The organism is Microbacterium sp. CnD16-F (assembly GCF_024124465.1).
Lineage (GTDB): Bacteria > Actinomycetota > Actinomycetes > Actinomycetales > Microbacteriaceae > Microbacterium > Microbacterium gawkjiense.
Window position 1 is genome coordinate 20,960 of record NZ_JAMXSA010000005.1, and the last position, 18,257, is coordinate 39,216.

Below are 18,257 nucleotides of genomic sequence, written 5' to 3' on the forward strand. Positions count from 1 at the left end.
GCCGCGACTTGTCAGCCGGTCACCGCGGTGCTATCCGCGGCCGTCAGACGAGGGGCGGCGTGTGCCAGATGCGGTCGATGTAGTCGCGCATCGACCGGTCGGAGGAGAAGAACCCGCAGCGCGCCACGTTGAGGATCGCGGCGCGGGTCCAGGCATCCTGATCGGCGTAGAGCGCATCGACGCGCTTCTGCGCCGCGATGTAGTCCGTGTAGTCCGCGAGCGCCATGAACGGGTCGTGGTGGATCAGGTTCGACACCACCGGCTCGAACACCGATCCGTCTCCGCCCGAGAACGCGCCCGAGGAGACGAGGTCCAGCGCCCGCGAGAGGTTCTCGTCGGCGCGCACGAAGTCGATGGGGTGGTATCCGCGCGTCTGCAGGTCGGCGACCTCGGGCTCGGACATCCCGAACAGGAAGAAGTTCTCGTCGCCCACGAGCTCGCGGATCTCGACGTTCGCGCCGTCGTCGGTGCCGATGGTCAGCGCACCGTTGAGGGCGAACTTCATGTTGCCCGTGCCGGAGGCCTCCTTGCCGGCGAGCGAGATCTGCTCGGAGAGGTCCGCCGCCGGGACGACCCGCTCGGCGAGGGTGACGTTGTAGTTGGGCGGGACCAGGACCGCGAGGCGCCCCTCGACCCGCGGGTCGGAGTTGACGACGCTGCCGACGGCGTTGATGAGGTGGATGATGCGCTTGGCCATCGCGTAGCCGGGAGCGGCCTTGGCGCCGAACACGAAGGTGCGGGGGGTGACCTGGTCGGGTGTGACGCGGCCCGAGGCGATGGCGTCGTACTCCGTGATGATGTGGAGGAGCTTGAGCGTCTGGCGCTTGTACTCGTGCAGGCGCTTCACCATGACGTCGAGCAGATGGTCGTCGGCCACGGCGAACCCGTCGCGGTCGGCGAGGGTGCGGGCGAGCGCGCGCTTGTTGGACGCCTTCACCGCGCGGAACGCGGCGTGGAAGGCGGTGTCGTCGGCGTAGTCCTCGAGCTCGCGCAGCCGGTCGAGGTCGGTGAGCCAGCCCGGTCCGATCGTGTCGGTGATGAGGCGCGACAGTCCGGGGTTGGCGAGACGGATGAACCGGCGCGGCGTGACCCCGTTCGTGACGTTCGTGAACTTGCCGGGGAAGAACTCGTCGAAGTCCGGCAGCACCTTCTCGCGCAGCAGCTGCGAGTGCAGCTCGGCGACACCGTTGACCTTGGAGCCGGCGACAGTGGCGAGGTAGGCCATCCGCACCGCACCGTCGGGCGAGATGATCGACATCCGCCGGATCCGTTCCTCGTCGTCGCCGAAGCGCTCGCGGACCTCGTCGAGGAACTCGTCGTTGATCCGGTAGATGATCTCGAGGTGGCGCGGCAGGAGCCTGCCGAGCAGGTCTGCGGGCCACACCTCGAGCGCCTCGGGCAGCAGGGTGTGGCAGGTGTAGGCGAAGCACTGCCGGGTGATCTGCCAGGCGGCATCCCATTCGAGCTTCTTCTCGTCAACGAGGACGCGCATCAACTCGGGGACACCGATGACGGGGTGGGTGTCGTTGAGCTGGAAGATGACCCGGTCCGGCAGCTTCGCGAGATCGAAGTCGCTCGGCAGGATGAGGTTCACGAAATCGCTGATGGATGCCGCGACGAAGAAGTACTGCTGCTGCAGGCGCAGCTCCTTGCCCTGCGGGGTGGAGTCCTCGGGGTAGAGCACCTTCGAGATGTTCTCGGCGTAGGTCTGCGCGCGCACGGCCTCCTGGTAGTCGCCGGCGTTGAAGACGCGCAGGTCGAAACCCTGGGTGGCCTGTGCGCTCCACAGGCGCAGCGTGTTGACGCGGCCGTTGTGGTAGCCCGGGACCATGTAGTTGTACGGCACGGCGAGGACGTTCCACGACGGCACCCAACGCGTGCGCGTGACGCCCTCGTCGTCGTACTGCTCGGTGTGGCCGCCGAACGAGATGGTCTGCGCCGCTTCGGGGTGGGGGAACTCCCACGGCGAGCCCAGCGCGAGCCACGAGTCGGCCTGCTCGACCTGCTGTCCGTCGACGAACGTCTGACGGAAGATGCCGTACTCGTACCGGATGCCGTAACCGATGCTCGGCACGCCGAGCGTCGCGAGCGAGTCGATGAAGCAGGCCGCGAGGCGGCCGAGGCCGCCGTTGCCGAGACCCGGCTCGACCTCGAGCGCGCGGACGTCCTCCAGGTCGAGACCGCACGCGACGAGGGCCTCGGCGGCGATGTCGGTGAGTCCCGTCGCCAGGAGGTTGTTGTCGAGCTGCCGACCGAGCAGGTATTCCGCCGAGAGGTAGGCGACGCCCTTGGCCTGGGTCGACCGCTGCCGACGCACGTCCTCGAGCCACCGCGCCATGAGGTAGTCGCGCACGGTGGCGGCGAGCGCGAAGTAGCGATCGTTGGCCGTCGAGGTCGACAGGGCCACGCCGCGGCCGTTGTTGAGATTGCGCAGGTACTGCGTCACGAACCCGTCGACGGTGGGCTCGGGCGACTGCACGGGCGCGAGGGCGATCGGGTGGGTCGGCTGAAGTCGCGGGTTCTTCACGGTACGACGGTACACACCCGGACGGTGCGCATCGAGTGGATGCGCCAGAGTTCACACAGCGGTGACGAAGGAGCGGGGGTGTCAGTCCTTCGCCCGTTCGGCGGCGAGGGCGTCCCGGGCCGCCTGCAGCTCGTCAGCGGCCGCCTTCACCTGGTCCTCGGCGGTCTGCACGCGGCGCTCGATCAGCGTCGTGGCGCCGTGCACGCGGCGGACGCGGTCCCCGCTCTCGAGCGTGGCCGCCACGATGTACGCCGAGGCGATGAGGATGACCTGGCACGACAGGTTGATCCACAGCAGCAGCGCGATGAGCGAGGCGAAGGTGGCGAGCAGCGGGTTGGAGCCGGCGCCCCCGACGAACAGGCTCGACAGCTGCTGCAGCACGGTCAGGCCGAAACCGCCCAGCAGAGCCCCGGTCCAGAGCGCCCGCGCGGGCGCGCGCACACCCGAGAGCGTGCGGAACAGGAGCGCGACGACCGCCGTGTCGAGGACGAAGGTGACGAGGATGCCGACCGCGGCACTCAAGCCGACCGTCACCGGGCTGTCGGCGGAGACACCCAGGACATCGGCGACCAGACCGACGCCCGCCGTCCCAAGGACGGTCGCGACCGCCGCGGCTGCGAGCCCGACCCCGATGACGACGGCCAGGACGAGGTTGCGGCCGAGGACGATGATGAACAGGGTGTCGTCGTGGACCTTGTCGGCGATCACCCGCAGCGAGGTGCGCAGCGACCCGATCGCGCCGATCGCCGCGAGGACGAGACCCACGAGGGAGAACACGCCGGTGAGCGAGAACGCGATCGGTTGACCGAGCTTCTCGGGGTCGATGACGCCGCCCTCGCCCACGAGACCGGGGATCACTCCGTCGACCGCGTCGATGAGACTCTGCCAGGCCTGCGGGTTGCCCGACAGCCAGAGCGCGGCGACGGAGAAGCCGAGCAGAACGCCCGCGAACACGCTGAACAGTGTGCGATAGGTCACGCTGTCGGCCAGGAGGGGGCCGCGCCGCTCGCTGTAGCGGAGGTAGGCCCGCACGAGCCGCCATGACAGCGCGCGGGCGATCAGGCGCGGGACGAGCGGGGTCTTCGTGCGATCGGCCATGTCCTCACGGTAGCGAGGCGGACGCACCGACCCCGCTCCCCTTGCGTCGTCGAGGCGGATCTGGCACGCACCGCCCGCGACGTCACAGGCTGAGACGGTCCGCCACGTCGCCGCCGAGGAGGATCCCGGTCCAGGCGCCCAGCAGCATCCACGGTCCGAAGGCGACCGCGGTGCGCCGGGAGGCGCGTCGGGTCGCGAGCAGCAGCGCGCCGTACACGCCGCCGAAGACGAACCCGGCCACAGCGCCGACGGCGAGCGCGGACCACCCCACCCACCCGAGCGCCATACCGAGGACGCCGGCGAGTTTCACGTCTCCCCCGCCCATCCCGCCTCCTGCCGCGCGCAGCAGGAGGTAGAAGACGAACAGCGCGGCGCCTCCGACGGCGGCGCGCAGGAGGGACGACCACGGGGCTCCCGCGAGGCACGCGACGAGCAGCAGCCCGCCGAGCACGGGGTAGCCGGGGAGCACCCACGCGTTGGGCAACCGGTGCGTGCGGACGTCGATGACCGCGAGGACGACCGAGGCGACGGCCAGCCAGACGTAGGCGAGGACGACCGCGGCGATCGCGACGGGATCCGTGAGTGCGGCCCAGGGCACGGACACGGCTCAGCCGTCCTGGACGTCGAGACGGACGGAGACCGTGTCCCCCTCGGAGATCCCCTCGCGCTCGCGGACCGAGCGCTTCAGCGGCAGGACGTACACCCCACGCGCCGCGTCGGGGAAGATCGAGGTGCGCCAGGACGACGACCCGACCGTCGCGCCCACCGGGACGGATCCGAATCCCCGCCCGGGTCGCGGTACCTCGCGGATGTCCGCACTCACCTCCGCCGGGAGGGGGACGAAGTACCAGTCGTCCCTCCGCGACTCCCAGCGGAACAGCACCCCGGAGGCCTCGACGATCATGCCCTCACGGTAGCGATGTCGCGCGCACGGCGGCGCGCGGCATCCCCACCCCGATCACCACTGCGGGTGGATGTCCGCGCGAAGCCGGCGGTCGTACACGTCGACGACGGCGGCCGCGAACGTGTCGAGGACGGCGGGGTCGATCGCGCCGGCGTCGGCGTTGCTTCTCGCCTGCGCCGTCGTGCGCGCGCCCGGGATGACGGAGGTGACGCCTGGACGGGACGCGATCCAGGCGAGGGATGCCGCCGGCAGCGACACGCCGTCGGGCAGCGCCGCGCTGAGCTCGTCCACCGCGACGAGACCCGTCTCGAAGTCGACGCCCGAGAACGTCTCACCGCGGTCGAACGCCTCGCCGTGCCGGTTGAAGGTGCGGTGGTCGCTCGCCGCGAACGAGGTCGATGCGGTGTAGCGTCCGCTGAGGAGGCCGGAGGCGAGCGGCACCCGGGCGAAGATCGCGACGCCGGCGGCCTCGGCGGCCGGCAGCACTTCGTCGAGCGGCTTCAGCCGGAACGGGTTGAAGATGATCTGCACGTTGGTCACCCCGGGCCGCGAGATCGCGGAGAGGGCCTGCGCGCAGGTCTCGACCGAGACGCCGTACGCGGCGATCGCACCGCTGTCGACGAGGGCGTCGAGGGCGTCGTAGGTCTCGTCGGCGTCGATCACCGCCGACGGCGGGCAGTGCAGCTGCACGAGATCGAGCGTGTCGACGCCGAGGTTGCGCCGTGACCGGTCGGTCCACGCGCGGAAGTTCTCGGGGGTGTAGTTCTCGGGTTCCTGCGCGAGGCGCCGCCCCATCTTGGTCGCCACGGTCACGCCGTGGCCCGGGTGCGACGCCAGGAAGCGGCCGATGAGGGTCTCGCTGCGACCGTCGCCGTAGACGTCGGCGGTGTCGAACAGGGTGACGCCGGCCTCGACGGAGACGGCGAGGACGTCGAGCGCATCGGCTTCGGAGACGTCCCCCCAGTCGGCACCGAGCTGCCACGTGCCGAGGCCGATGGCGGAGACGGAACGGCCGGTGGAGGCGAGAGGTCGCTGCTGCATGGGGCTCACCCTACTTCGCCGCGGGGACCTCCGGGCCGGGTGCCGTCATGTCGCCGACCGCGGCGGCGAGGTGCGACAGCACGGTCGCGACGGCCGGGACGCCCGCCGCCCCGCGCGCCGAGACGGCGTGGAGCTCGCGCCGGTCCCTCGACGCCAGCGGGCGGGTGATCACGCCGGCGACGAGGGGGAAGGACGCCACCGCGAGCCGCGGCAGCGTCGCGACGCCCACACCCTGCGCGACCAGCTGCTCGACGGCGGCGACGTTGTCGGTCTCGAAACGGATGCGGGGCGCGAATCCCGCGCGTTCGCAGGAGTCCAGCAGGTGGCTGCGGCACCGCGGGCATCCCGCGATCCAATCGTCGTCGGCGAGCGCCCTGAGGTCGACGACGTCCTCGGTGCTGCGGGCGTGCCCGTCGGGCAGCACGAGGAGGAGGTCGTCGGCGCCGATGCGGCGGGCGTCGAGCCCCCGGATGCTGTCGCCGTGCGCGTCGGTGCCGTCGCCCGGGTGGCTGAAGGTCAACGCGATGTCGGCCCGGTCGGCGCGGACGGCGGCGACCGCCTCGGGCGGTTCCGCCTCGACGTACGTCAGCGAGAGACCCGGGTCGGATGCGGCGAGCCGGCGCATGAGGCGCGGGAGGATCGTCGGCGAAGCGGAGGGGAACCCGACGAGCCGCACCGTGCCGATCCGGCCGCCGCCGAGGTCGGCGAGCTCACCGGCCACCGCGCCGAGCGCCGTCGTGATCGACGTGGCGTGGCGGGCGAGGATGCGCCCGGCCTCGGTGAGCCGCATCCGCCGTCCCACCCGCTCCACGACCGCCATCCCCAGCCGCGTCTCGAGGCGGCGGATCTGCTGACTCACGGCGGGCTGGCTGTACCCGAGCGCCGTCGCGGCGGCCGTCACGGACCCCCTGTCCCCCACCGCCTTGACGATGCGGAGCTCGGCGACGGAGAGGTCGGGAACGGGTTGCGGCATCCAGACATATAACGCCATGTCATGCACTCGATGCAATACCTGCCATGGTGCACTCGATCGCGGATCGGGACGATGGAGTCATGGCCCTCTCCCCCGCCGACGTCCGCGACGCGTTCCCCGACGCGCGAGGATACGTCGCGGCCTGCACCGCCGGCATCCCGCCCCTCGCCAGCCGCGACGCGGTCCGGGACGACCTCGACGCGTGGCCCGACCCGATCCGGTACGCCGCGAGCGCCGAGCGGTGCCGCGCATCGTTCGCGCGACTGGTCGGGGTGGACCCCGCCGCCGTCGCGCTCGGCGCGCAGACCTCGGCGATGGTGAGCCTCCTCGCGGCCTCCCTGCCCGAGGGCGCCGTCGTCCTGTGCCCCGAGGGCGAGTTCTCGTCGCTCGTCCTCCCGTTCGTCCACGCCGGTCGGGGCATCACCGTGCGGACGGCGCCGCTCGACGCGCTCGCCGACGCGGTCGACGCGGCGACGACCCTCGTGGCGTTCTCGATCGTGCAGTCCGCGACGGGTGCCGTCGCCGACGCCGACGCGATCGTCGCGGCGGCGCGGCGCCACCGTGCGCGCACGCTCTGCGACGCGACGCAGGCCGTCGGCTGGATGCCGGTGGCCGCCGGCGCCTTCGATGCGCTGGTCTGCCACGCCTACAAGTGGCTGTGCGCGCCCCGCGGCGTCGCGTTCCTCGCGCTCCGCGAGGACTTCGCCGCGACGATCGGTCCGCGCCAGGCGGGCTGGTACGCGGGCGCGGACCCGTGGGCGTCGTGCTACGGCACGGACGCGACCCTGGCGGCATCCGCTCGACGGTTCGACGTCTCGCCCGCGTGGCAGGCGTTCACGGGGGCCGAGCCGGCACTCGCCCTCTTCGCAGGAGCGGACCCGCGGGCGCTGAGCGACGAGGTCACGGGCCTCGCGGCCGCGCTGCGGGAGCGGCTCGACCTGCCGGCTCCGGCGCGGGCGACGCCGATCGTGACCTGGCGGGACGAGAGCGGTGCGGACATCGGCCGGCTGCGCGCCGCGGGGATCGTCGCGTCGAGCCGCGCCGGCAACGCGCGCGTCGCGCTGCATGTCTTCAACGACGAGCGCGACGTCGAGGACATCGCCCGCGCGCTGGATCGCTGACGGACCTCACTCGCGGCCGGTGCGCAACTCGATCGCGATCTGGGCGGCGTCGATCACCGCGAGTTCGTGCGCGAGCACGTCCGCATCGAAGGTGCCGGTGTCGCGCGCGTCGAGCAGCGCGCGGCGCTGGACGTCGATCTCGGCGAGGCGGTAGTCGCTCTCGACCTGGAACGCCCGGGCACGGTCGAGGTCGGCCGAGCGGTCCGGAGCGGGGACGTCGGCCGCGCGCTCGCGGAGGAGCTCGAGGATGTGCCGCCGCTCCTCCTTCTCGCGCTCGCGCGACTCGTCGGCCGAACCAGCGGGGGTGAGCGCGTCGACGAGCGGCGCGACCGAGGCGCCCTGCCCGACGAGGGAGACGACGGCGACGGCGAAGGCGATGAGGACGAGCACGGAGCGCAGCGGGGTGTCCTCGGGGAGCGTCTGCGCCGCAGCGAGCGTGATGGCGCCCCGCATCCCCGCCCAGACGACGAGGGTGCCCTCGCGCCATCCGAGCGGCGCCTTCTGGAAGTAGCGGATGTCGGCGAGTCCGCGCGTCACGCGCGGACCGAAGCGGCGCACGGTTCCCCGCGAGACGCGCCGGCCGCGGCGGGCGAACGCATCGACGAGCTGCGCCTCGCCCTCCTCGGTCTCGAGGCGCTGCGCGATCGTCTCGAGGCGGGGCTGGAGGCGGCGGACGCGACGCGCGCTCATCGACAGCAGCGCGAGCAACGGTGCCACGTACGCGGCCCGCACGATCACCGTCAGGAGCCACGCGCCGGCCGCGATGAGGAGAGCGGGCGCGATGCCCTCGTGCGCCTCCTCGACGTCGGTGAGGATCGAGGTCAGCTGCAGACCCATGAAGAGGAACACGAACCCCTCGAGGATCAGCTCGACTGTGCGCCAGTTCTGCGCGTCGGACAGCCGATTGCGCGCCGAGAAGACGCGCGGACCGCCCACTCCGGTGATGATGCCGGCGACGACGGCGGCGACGAGGCCCGAGGCGCCGAGGAGTTCCGCCGGGACGGCCGCGAGGAACGGCACGGTGAACGAGAGGACCGTGTTGACGGTCGGGTCGGTCGCGCGCTTGCGCACCGTCAGGTTGAGCCAGCCGAGCACCGCACCGATCAGGACCGCGACGACGACGGCGTAGGCGAAGGTGCCGACGGCACCCCAGAAGGAGAAGGATGCCGCGGCCGCGGCGACCGCGGTGCGCAGCAGCACGAGCGCCGTCGCGTCGTTGAGCAGGCTCTCTCCCTCGAGGATCGCGACGACCCGCTTCGACACGGGCGTGCGTTTGATGATCGAGGTCGCGACGGCGTCGGTGGGGCTCACAATGGCGCCGAGGGCGACTCCCCACGCGAAACCGAGATCGGGGATCGCGATCATGAAGAAGAGGCCCAGGGCGAGGGCGGTGCCGATGACGAGGAAGACCGACAGCCCGGCGATGGCGCCGAACTCGCGCCGGAAGTGCATCGCCGGCATCGAGACCGCTGCCGAGTACAGCAGCGGGGGCAGGATGCCGAGCAGGATCCACTCCGGGTCGAGGACGAAGTCGTCGAACATCGGGAGGAAGCTGCCGCCGACGCCCACGGCGACCATCAGGATCGGCGCGGCGATACCCGCCCGCCGGCCGATCACCGTCGTCGACGCGACGACCAGGAGCGCGACCACCAGGCCGAGAAGAGTCTCGATCACAGGGAAAGCCTGTCAGAGGACCTCAGTGGACGGTGATCAGTACGCCGTGGGTCCGCCCACCGGAGCGAAGGAGCGCATCGCTTCCGCCGTCGGGAGGTCGACCCGCAGCCGCGTCGTCCCCGGACGGGGGCCGGCGCCGTTCACGATCGCGGCACCGCCGAGGCGCAGCAGCGGCTCGGCGAGCTTCGCCGCGGAGGCGTCGGGGAGGAAGCCGACGACGCGCCCGTTCGAGTGGACGGCGACGTCGACGCCGCGACGGCCGCGCTGCCCGATGCGGAGGATGTAGAGGCGGTCGTCGCGGGTGCGCCGCTCGGGGTCGTCAACGAGGTAGTGGGTGCGGGCGAGGTCCACGCGGGACGCGGGGAGCACGCGGAGATCGGGGAGATCGTCGTGCGATCGCGTCCGGCCGATGAGAGCGTGACAGAGGTGTTCGAGCCAGGTGGGCACGAGGCCCCCTTCCTGCAGGCGACACGAAACTCGTGCCGCCCCTCGAGCCTCGCACACGGCGCCTGGCAAACGGCCGGTGTCGGAATGCGCGGGGGTCACGAGGGGTTGCGCCCGGTATGAAGGCGATCGTCTACGGCTCCCCGGGCGCATCCGACGTCCTGTCCCTCGTCGACCGCGAGGTCGCCGACCCCGGGCCCGGTGAGGTGCGGGTCCGCGTCGCGGTCTCGGGAGTGAACCCGACCGACTGGAAGTCCCGCTCCGGCGGCACCCAGCGAGCCTCCTTCGCCGAGACCGTCCCGAACCAGGACGGCGCCGGCGTCGTCGACGCCCTCGGCGAGGGAGTCGACGACCTCGCGGTCGGCGACCGCGTGTGGGTGCACCTCGCGCAGCACCAGCGCCCCACGGGCACCGCGCAGGAGTACACGGTCGTCCCGGCATCCCGCGCCGTCCGCCTTCCGGAGGGCGTCGACTTCGCCACCGCGGCCAGTCTCGGCGTGCCGGCCGTGACCGCGCACCGCGCACTGACGGTGCACGAGGACGGACCCGCTCGGCTGTCGCCCGGCGCGCTCGCCGGACGCACCGTTCTCGTGCAGGGCGGCGCCGGCGCCGTCGCCCACGCCGCGATCCAGCTCGCCCGCTGGGCGGGTGCGACCGTCCTCACCACGGTGAGCTCCGATGCGAAGGCGCAGCTCGCGCGCGCGGCCGGCGCGCATCACGTCATCGACTACACGCGGGAGGACGTGGCGGCGCGGGTGCGGGACATCGCCCCCGAGGGCGTCGACCAGATCGTCGAGGTGTCGCTGGCGACCAACGCCGCTCTCGACGCCGAGATCGCCGCCGGGCACGCCGTCATCGCGTTCTACGCCGACGACAACGGCGACACGTTCAGCATGCCGATCCGGCCCACCTTCGCGAAGAACATCCGGGTCCAGGGCGTCCTGCTCTACACGGTCGGCGAACCCGCGCTCGATGCCGCCGTCGCCGACATCACGCGCGCCCTCGAGGACGGCGCCCTGCCCGTCGGCGAGGAGGCGGGCCTGCCGCTGACGTGGTTCCCGCTGGCGGAGACCGCAGCCGCCCACGACGCGGTCGAAGCCGCGACCGTGGGCAAGGTCCTGATCCGCGTCGCCGACCTGTGATCGACCGGATGCCGCGGGTCGCCCAGCGCCTCAGCCCGCGGCATCCGTCCCGTCATCGACGCGCGCCGCAGCGAGGTGGCTGATGGGGCGCCAGACGAGCACCAGGGTCACCGCCGCACCCGCGAAGGCGAACCACCACGGCGCCGTCAGCCTCCAGAACTGGGCGATCACCCCGCCGATCGCCTGACCGATGACGAGCCCGCCGAAGACGCCCACAATGTTGACCGACGCGATCCGGCCCTGGAGCTCGTGCGGGACGAGTCGTTGGCGGACCGTCGTGGAGATCGTCCCCCAGACGAAGGCGTACGCGCCGAAGGCGATCATGATGACGAAGGCGACGGCGCCCGACGTCGTCAGGGCGAAGGCGAGGTGCATCGCGACCTCGGCGCTGAGACAGACGCGCATGAGGGTCGCGAACGAGAACCGGCGCTCGAGCCAGCCGAAGCTGACGGTGGACAGCAGGCCCCCGATGGCCGACGCGGTCGTGAGCGCACCGTATCCGACCGGCCCCATCTGAAGATGCTCGGTCGCGTACAGCACGAGCACGCCCCAAGGGGCTGCCCACGTGATGTTGAACGTGAGGATGATGATGACGAGGGTGCGCACCGGAGGGTTCCGCCACAACCACCGGATCCCCTCGACGATGTCGGTGTGGACGGCGGTGCGCCCTCCGTCGCTCTCACGGGCGGGGACTCGGGTGCGGGCGATGCGCGAGATGAGCACGACGGCGAGCGCAACGCAGATCGCCTGCACGGCGAACGGCCAGAACGAGCCGAGCGCGAAGAGGAAGGCGCCCAGCGGCGGTCCGCCGAACTGGTTCGCGACCAGGAAGCCGGCCTGGAGCCGTGCGTTGCCGATGCCCAGATCCTTCTTCTTGACCATCATCGGCAGGAGCGTGCTGCTCGTGGTGTCGACGAACACCTCGGCGCACCCGTAGACGAAGGCCACCGCGAGCACAATCCAGATGCTCGCCGTGCCCGTGATCAAGAACGCACACAGCGCCACGAGGACGAGAGCCCGGACGCCGTTGGCGCACATGATCAGCACGCGACGGTCGACCCGGTCGGCGATCGCTCCCGCGTGGAGGCCGAAGAGCAGCCACGGAAGGAACTGCATGACGGCGCCGGATGCCACGAGCACCGGCGAATCCGTCATCGAGGCGATCAGCAGAGGGGATGCCGCGAGCGCGATCCCATCGCCGATGTTGCTCGTCCACGACGACGCCAGGAGCCAGCGGAAGTCACGTCCCAGGCGCCGGGGCGCGACCCACTCTCCGATTCCCACCGAAAGAGCTTACGTGGGGCGACGCGCGGCGGATGATGCGACATCTCCTCGATGGAGCGGACCGACCCGATGACCATGGCAGAGTCATCGTGCGCTTGAAACTTCTCGAAGCCGTCGGCTGTCCGGCTCGCCTTCACAACGATCACGTCGGTCGATTCCGATCATGCTTGGGCCACGATGTCGGGGTTCGACTCGATGAGCTCGGCCTGCTCGGTCCACGACAGGCCCACGATGCTGAGCACGACTCGCGCGATGGCTGACGGACCACTCTCCGCGTCCAGGCGAGTCTGGCGCAGAGTGGCTCGGGCTGTCTCTTCGATGAGGATGGCGAGGACTTCGGGCGAGACGTCTCTTCGGAAGGCCCCCGCTGCCGTGCCGGTATCTGTGAGCTCGCGGATACGTCGTCGAAGGGGCGCGAGCGAACGGACTGTCTCTGCGACATGGGCTTCACTAAGGGCGATATTGGCGGCGGCGCGCACTGCTGAAGCTTCGCGCCAAAGGCGCACGGCGAGGCGGGCCAGAGCGACGCGTGGGTCGGTGTCGTCGATGACGTCGGCGATCGCATTGAACCGCTCAGCGCCGAGCGCGATGACCTCTTTCAGCAGGGTCTCCCGGTCGGGGAAGTGGCCGTAGAGAGCCCGTCGCGACAGGCCGGCTGCTTGCGCGATGGTGTCGAGGGATGCCTGTGGATTCTCTGCGAGCACGGCCTGCGCAGCGTGCAGAAGTGCGTTGTGGTTGGTTGTGGCGTCACTTCTGCGCTCGCGGGTAGGAACCGAGTCCGGCCGGGCGGGAGACTCTTGCGTGGACATGATCACCTCTCGCGGACACTCACATGAGCTTGGTTGATTCAAGCGCCTCCGACATGCCCCGGTTGTATGCGATCAGGGGCCGCCGCAGCACCAGGCCGAGCAGCAAGGCCGGGACGATGAAGAGGGCGAGGAGGAGAAGCGAGATCCAGAAGTCCGCCGCGTAGACGCCGGCAATCGCCGACCGCATGGCCTGGATCGCATAGGTGGCTGGCAAGAACGGGCTGATGCTCTGGAACCAATCCGGCAGCAGCTGGAGAGGGTACGCGCCGCCGGATCCGGAGATCTGGATGACGAGGAGGAGCACGCACAGCGCCTTTCCGGCATTGCCGAACGTGACGACCGCGGTGTAGACGATGAGGGTGAAGACGAGGGAAGTCAGCCATCCGGCGAGGACCATGAGCAGTGGGTGTGCTGGCTCGATGCGGACGAACAGGATGAGCCCGAGGGTGAGGAGTGTGCTCTGGGCGAGGCCGACGAGTCCGAAGATGCCATATCGTCCGAGGTACTTCTGGGTCGTCGTGAGTGCTGGGGCGCCAGGAAGCGTGTTGTGGTTGACGTCGACCCGGATGGTGACTGTCATCAGCAACGCTCCGACCCAGAGCGCGAGGATGGTGTAGAGGGGCGCCATGGCAGCGCCGAAGCCGGCGACGGGGAATACCGCCGTGCGGTCGACCCGGACGGGTTCTGCCAGTGAGGCGGCGAGAACGCCGGGGTCGCCTCCGATGATGTCGCGGAGCTCGCTGAGATCACCGGTGTCAGCTGCGGTTCCGAGCGCCCGATCGAGGTCGCCGAATCGGTCGGCCAGTTCGTCCAGTGAGGTGGATATCCCGCTGGCGACGGTCTTGCCGCGATCGATGGCCGTCAGCACGGAGTCCGCTGAACCGGACAAGCTGGCGGATACGCCGGCGAGGTCACTACGCACGACTGAGACGTCCGAGTCGAGGCGCGAGAGCGTCGACGACAGGAGATCCAGTTGCGGCTTCAGATCGTCGGTGTACGCGCTCTGCGCTTTCTGTACAGCAGTCTTCGCTTCGGCGATCGCGACGAGGATCTCCTGGTGGGAGTCCTGAGCGGAAGCGTTGTCCCCCTGAACGTCCGTTGCAGCTTCCGCGAGGCGATCGTGGACGGCCTGCTGTCGGGCGATCGCGTCATCGAGAACGGCGATGACGGTGTCGAGGGCGCCTTCCGCGGCTGCGGGGAGCGTGGGCCGGACCTCAGTGTCGAGGGTGTCGCGGATGGTGTTGTATCGGTCGATCTGATCTTGGACTCGCGCCGCGATGTCGGTGAGCACCGTCACGCGGTCGCCATTGAGACGATCGATGTCCGCGTAGAGGTCGTCGATGCGATCGCCCACCGCGGTGTAGCTCTTGGTGGTCGCAGACAGTGCGTCGGAGACTCCCCCCGTGGCGTTACGCAGGGCGGAGGCGACGGAGTCGACCGCATCGCGCCCGCTGCCGGCAGCGCCGGCGGCGTCGTTGAACGCACCTCCTGCGGCGTCGACGAGTTGGGAGGCGCTGTTCACCAGGGGGATGCTGGAGTCGAAGAGGGCGGAGAACATGTCGGCGGTCTGCGCACCGGCACGCAGTTGCGTCGACAGACCGGACACACGCGCCTGGAGCCGGGCGAGCGCAGCCTGGGTGTCGTCGTCGGTGAGGTAGTCGGAGAGGGAGGAGAGCAGCCCGAGCGCGATCTCGCTGAGGGTTTGGGTGAACGTCTCGGAGATCTGCGCAGACACGCCGTCGGCGCCCTGGCCGGTGATCTTCGGAGCGAGGGCGTTCTTCTTCTCGTTGGTATAGAGCGCGATGTCGGTGTGCTCCGCACCGTCGACGTAGAAGGTCATCATGTCGCTACTGAAGGACGGCGGAAGCACGATCGCGGCGTAGTAGGCACCCGACTTGGTGCCGTCGATTGCGTCGTCTTCCGTCGTGACGACCCAGTCGAGGTCATCGTTGGCGCGCAGCGCGGACAAGACCTGTTCGCCGACGTCGATCCGGAGGGGAACCAGATCGCTTTCGTAGCCGGTGTCGGTGCTGGCGATGGCGACCTTCAAGTTCCTGGTGTTCGCGAAAGGATCCCAGCTGGCGATCACGTTGAACCAGGTGAACAGTGACGGGATGACGACGAGGCCGAAGATGACGATGCACGCCATCACATTCCGTGTCGCGTGACGCACGTCTCGCGCGACCAGCCGCAGGATGACCCTCACGACTGCTCCCCCTTCCCCGCAGCGCGGTCGTCCTCCTGCTGAGCTACGCCTTCGCTCTCCTCCGCTTCGGCGGGCTCGACCCGGCTCGCCGCCTTCTTCGTCGTCTCGGGCGTGTCGACGTCCCGCTGGGCGGAGTCGTCAGCCTCGAGCGACGCGTCGGCTTCGGGCGCATCCTGGAACCACTTCGCCACGACATCATCCGCGTCGTCACTGATGTGCTCATCCGCATCACCAGTGGCAGCGACGTCAGCGGAGTGACTCTCGTCGAGACAATCACCGGAGCTGAGGTCCTCCGCGAGCAAATGCTGTGCGCCGGGAACGGACTGGCGTGCCGTGCGCGACTCCGTGGAGGCGACGGCGGCGTGCGCATCCGCGCCCCCGGCGAGGACCGCCTGACGCAGGTCGGCGTCATCAAGCCCGGCGATCTCTCCGGCTTGCGCGAAGCTCCATCTGATGTACTCGATGGCGACAAGGAATCCGATGATCAGAAGGCACCAGAGGGTTCCGATACCCAGCAGCAGCGCCTTGGCGTCCGCGAATGTCAGAGCTACCGCGGAGACCAGTGCAAGTCCCGCCAGTCCGACGATCAGCGTCGCCCGCAGCAGCACGGGGTAACGGTGAGTGAACGGGTGCGCTCGGCGGGTGAGCTCGACCCGGTATGCACCGCGATTCGAGAGCGCGCGGATGATCTCTCTCAGCCGGTAGCCCGAACCGGCGACCTGGACGTTCTCACCGATCAGCAGGTCGGTCGCGGCCACCTCGCGGTTGAACAGAATGTGGAAGCTGGCGAGCCTGCGCCGCAGGACCAGTCCGAAGAGGAATGCGATGGCGACGAAGACGGCGAGTGTCCCGAGGAACCGCCAGTAGTGGCCGCCGTAGAACCCCGCGATCGTCTCCCGCATTGCGTCGATGCCGTAAGAGAACGGCAGCAGCGGATAGATCGCGCGGAAGAAGTCGGGCATCAGCTCGATCGGGTACAACCCCGACGCGCCCGGGATCTGCATGACTACGAGCAGGATGCACAGACCTCTCCCGACGTGCCCGAAACCGACACAGAGCGCGTAGATGATGCTCACGTACGCCAAGGCGATCAGCACAGCGGTCCCCACGAAGGCGACGGCGCTCACGGTCTGCACGCCGATGATGAGGTTGCCGATCGACACCACCAGCGCCTGCCCGACGGCGAGCAGCGCGAACAGGCCGAAGCGTCCCAGGTAGGCCTCTCGGACCGTGACTCCCTCGACGCCTTCCGTATCGACCTCGATCTTGAAGATCACCATCAGCACGAACGCGCCGATCCAGAGGGACAGGTTCGTGAACAGCGCCGCCATCGCAGACCCGTAGGAGGACACCGGGAACATCGTCTGCTCCTCGACAGCGACCGGCGATGCGATGAAACGGGCGATGTCGTCCGGGTTCAGTCCGGTGATCGTGCCGAGGGCACCCCACTCCGCCGCGGCGGCGACCGCTTCGATATCGGTACGAGCCGCCTGCAGATTCGACTCGATGCTCGTGATGTCGGCATCGAAACTGTCGAGCGCCGTCGAGGTGGATGCCAGCTGCGAATCCGCGCTGCGCAGCACATCCCCGACCTGAGTGAGGACCTGTCTCTGCGAGGCAACCGCGGCCGAAAATTCTCCCGCACTCGAGGACAGCCGCGCCATCGCACTGTTCAGCGCCGGAAGGTTCTCGGTCAGCACCGTCCGCAGATCAGATGCCGCAGTCTGTGTACCCTGGGCCGCCTCGTCGAGGGCATCCGAAGCCGCCTGCAGCCCCTCGACGGCGTCTGAAGTGCCGGTGCTCAACTGCGACAGGTCCGCGACGAGTTGCTGATCTGCAGCGTTCCGCTCCTGCAGTGCCTCGATCACCCCGGACAGACGCTGCGCCGTGTCAGGATCCAGGTCGGCGTCATCGAGCAAAGCCTGCACCTGTGCGATCGCGGCCTCGTTCGCCTCGAGGACGGTCTCGACGTCGCCGATCGCCGTGTCCACCCGTTGCCGTGCAGAAGTCAGAGCTTCCGTCACCTGACTGACCGAGGAGTTCGCGGAGGCAGAGGCCTCCGCGAACAGCGACGTGCCTGTGAGGTACGCGGCCGTCGCGGCATCGGCGAACTCGATCACCTGGTCCTGTGCTTCGGCGATGATCGACTGTGCTTCCCCGGCGGCCTTCTGAACGTCCGCCAGCGTCGAATCGACATCCGTGAGCGTGTCGCGGGCATCGGACAGCGTCACTCGGGAAGCGGCGATCCGATTCTGGAGGTCAGTGATGCTGTCCCGCGCCGATGCCAGCGACTGCGAAGTGCTGTCGAAGGCGTTCAGCGCGTTGTCTTTCGCCGTCAGCAACTGCGACTCCACGTCGTCCCCCGCGTCCCGCACCGCGTCTGTCGCGGCCTCGGCGACTTGTTCGGTGAAGGCAGCCGTGATCTGCCGATCGAGCTGGGACGCGCCGACGTCAGTGATCTTCGGCGCGATCGCGCTGGCCTTCTCGTTGACGTAGTACTGCAGCGCCGGCTGGGTGAACTCTCCGCTGGTGATGCTGAGGAGATCCTCACTGAAGTCTGCAGGGATGACGATGGCCGCGTACACGTCGCCGCGCTTGACCTCCTCCATGGCCTCCTGCTCGCCCATGAAGACCCAGCCGAGCTGATCATTCTCCTCAAGCTGCTTGCGGACCTGATCACCCACGTTCAGCGAGCCGGTGAGGTCCGAGGATGCACCCTCATCGAGATTGGCCACCGCGACGTCGATGTTCTCGGTGTTCGCGTACGGGTCCCAGAACGCGTTGATGTTGAACCACGCGTACAACGCCGGAGTGATCAGCACGCCGATCACGATGATCCATGTCTTCCGGACACGGATCAGTCGGGTGACGTCCCTCCTGAAAATCCGCCAGCTCATGCGCACCTCGCAAGCATACGCAATTTGCACAGCTCTGTGCACGTTAACGACGAAACGTCTCGCCGACCATCTGCGCGGGGCCTCCTTGCCGTCTGCAAAAAACTGAGTACGCTCATTCATGTGAACGGGTTGTGCCA

At 69.5% G+C, this 18,257-nt stretch carries 14 protein-coding genes; 2 read left to right on the forward strand and 12 right to left on the reverse strand.

Annotation, left to right across the window (positions count from 1 at the left end):
• Positions 1 to 43: 43 nt before the first annotated feature.
• From NH287_RS02440 to NH287_RS02465, 6 genes are all read right to left on the reverse strand, one after another.
• Complete coding sequence (locus tag NH287_RS02440; RefSeq protein WP_253034340.1) at positions 44 to 2,527, reverse strand: glycogen/starch/alpha-glucan phosphorylase; 2,484 nt, start codon at positions 2,525 to 2,527, stop codon at positions 44 to 46.
• A gap of 81 nt (positions 2,528 to 2,608) precedes the next feature.
• Entirely contained in the window at positions 2,609 to 3,625 is a 1,017-nt protein-coding gene (locus tag NH287_RS02445) for a YihY/virulence factor BrkB family protein (RefSeq protein ID WP_253034341.1), read from the reverse strand.
• A gap of 82 nt (positions 3,626 to 3,707) precedes the next feature.
• A complete protein-coding gene (locus tag NH287_RS02450; protein WP_253034342.1) occupies positions 3,708 to 4,223 on the reverse strand; it encodes an A24 family peptidase in 516 nt (171 codons plus the stop codon).
• 9 nt (positions 4,224 to 4,232) lie between these two features.
• Positions 4,233 to 4,529, reverse strand: a complete 297-nt coding sequence (locus NH287_RS02455) for a DUF1905 domain-containing protein (protein WP_064002369.1) — start codon at positions 4,527 to 4,529, stop codon at positions 4,233 to 4,235.
• 54 nt (positions 4,530 to 4,583) lie between these two features.
• Positions 4,584 to 5,570, reverse strand: a complete 987-nt coding sequence (locus NH287_RS02460) for an aldo/keto reductase (RefSeq protein ID WP_253034343.1) — start codon at positions 5,568 to 5,570, stop codon at positions 4,584 to 4,586.
• A gap of 10 nt (positions 5,571 to 5,580) precedes the next feature.
• A complete protein-coding gene (locus NH287_RS02465) occupies positions 5,581 to 6,543 on the reverse strand; it encodes a LysR family transcriptional regulator (RefSeq protein WP_374209357.1) in 963 nt (320 codons plus the stop codon).
• 80 nt (positions 6,544 to 6,623) lie between these two features.
• Between NH287_RS02465 and NH287_RS02470 the strand changes: the two genes are divergently transcribed.
• Complete coding sequence (locus NH287_RS02470) at positions 6,624 to 7,664, forward strand: aminotransferase class V-fold PLP-dependent enzyme (RefSeq protein WP_253034345.1); 1,041 nt, start codon at positions 6,624 to 6,626, stop codon at positions 7,662 to 7,664.
• Between the two features lie 6 nt (positions 7,665 to 7,670).
• On the opposite strand, the gene NH287_RS02475 is transcribed toward NH287_RS02470, so the two are convergent.
• Complete coding sequence (locus tag NH287_RS02475) at positions 7,671 to 9,338, reverse strand: sodium:proton antiporter (protein WP_253034346.1); 1,668 nt, start codon at positions 9,336 to 9,338, stop codon at positions 7,671 to 7,673.
• Positions 9,339 to 9,374: 36 nt separating this feature from the next.
• Positions 9,375 to 9,785 (reverse strand): hypothetical protein, encoded by a 411-nt coding sequence (locus tag NH287_RS02480; RefSeq protein ID WP_253034347.1) that lies wholly within the window; start codon positions 9,783 to 9,785, stop codon positions 9,375 to 9,377.
• A gap of 116 nt (positions 9,786 to 9,901) precedes the next feature.
• Between NH287_RS02480 and NH287_RS02485 the strand changes: the two genes are divergently transcribed.
• Entirely contained in the window at positions 9,902 to 10,924 is a 1,023-nt protein-coding gene (locus NH287_RS02485) for an NADPH:quinone reductase (protein WP_253034348.1), read from the forward strand.
• 30 nt (positions 10,925 to 10,954) lie between these two features.
• Here NH287_RS02485 and NH287_RS02490 read toward each other — a convergent pair whose 3' ends face one another.
• From NH287_RS02490 to NH287_RS02505, 4 genes are all read right to left on the reverse strand, one after another.
• Positions 10,955 to 12,208, reverse strand: coding sequence for an MFS transporter (locus NH287_RS02490; protein WP_253034349.1), 1,254 nt, complete (start codon positions 12,206 to 12,208; stop codon positions 10,955 to 10,957).
• Positions 12,209 to 12,369: 161 nt separating this feature from the next.
• Positions 12,370 to 13,017 (reverse strand): TetR/AcrR family transcriptional regulator, encoded by a 648-nt coding sequence (locus NH287_RS02495; RefSeq protein ID WP_253034350.1) that lies wholly within the window; start codon positions 13,015 to 13,017, stop codon positions 12,370 to 12,372.
• A 19-nt stretch (positions 13,018 to 13,036) separates the two neighbouring features.
• On the reverse strand, positions 13,037 to 15,223 hold the full coding sequence (locus tag NH287_RS02500; protein WP_253034351.1) for a YhgE/Pip domain-containing protein: 2,187 nt from the start codon (positions 15,221 to 15,223) through the stop codon (positions 13,037 to 13,039).
• Entirely contained in the window at positions 15,220 to 18,240 is a 3,021-nt protein-coding gene (locus NH287_RS02505) for a YhgE/Pip family protein (RefSeq protein WP_253034352.1), read from the reverse strand. The genes NH287_RS02500 and NH287_RS02505 overlap by 4 nt, the downstream gene beginning before the upstream one ends.
• Positions 18,241 to 18,257 lie beyond the last annotated feature (17 nt).

Coding starts and splice junctions, on each gene's coding strand:
- NH287_RS02445 (WP_253034341.1), bottom strand. CDS start 3,625: ATGGCCGATCGCACGAAGACCCCGCTCGTCCCGCGCCTGATCGCCCGC.
- NH287_RS02455 (WP_064002369.1), bottom strand. CDS start 4,529: ATGATCGTCGAGGCCTCCGGGGTGCTGTTCCGCTGGGAGTCGCGGAGG.
- NH287_RS02460 (WP_253034343.1), bottom strand. CDS start 5,570: ATGCAGCAGCGACCTCTCGCCTCCACCGGCCGTTCCGTCTCCGCCATC.
- NH287_RS02465 (WP_374209357.1), bottom strand. CDS start 6,543: ATGCCGCAACCCGTTCCCGACCTCTCCGTCGCCGAGCTCCGCATCGTC.
- NH287_RS02470 (WP_253034345.1), top strand. CDS start 6,624: ATGGCCCTCTCCCCCGCCGACGTCCGCGACGCGTTCCCCGACGCGCGA.
- NH287_RS02485 (WP_253034348.1), top strand. CDS start 9,902: ATGAAGGCGATCGTCTACGGCTCCCCGGGCGCATCCGACGTCCTGTCC.
- NH287_RS02495 (WP_253034350.1), bottom strand. CDS start 13,017: ATGTCCACGCAAGAGTCTCCCGCCCGGCCGGACTCGGTTCCTACCCGC.
- NH287_RS02505 (WP_253034352.1), bottom strand. CDS start 18,240: ATGAATGAGCGTACTCAGTTTTTTGCAGACGGCAAGGAGGCCCCGCGC.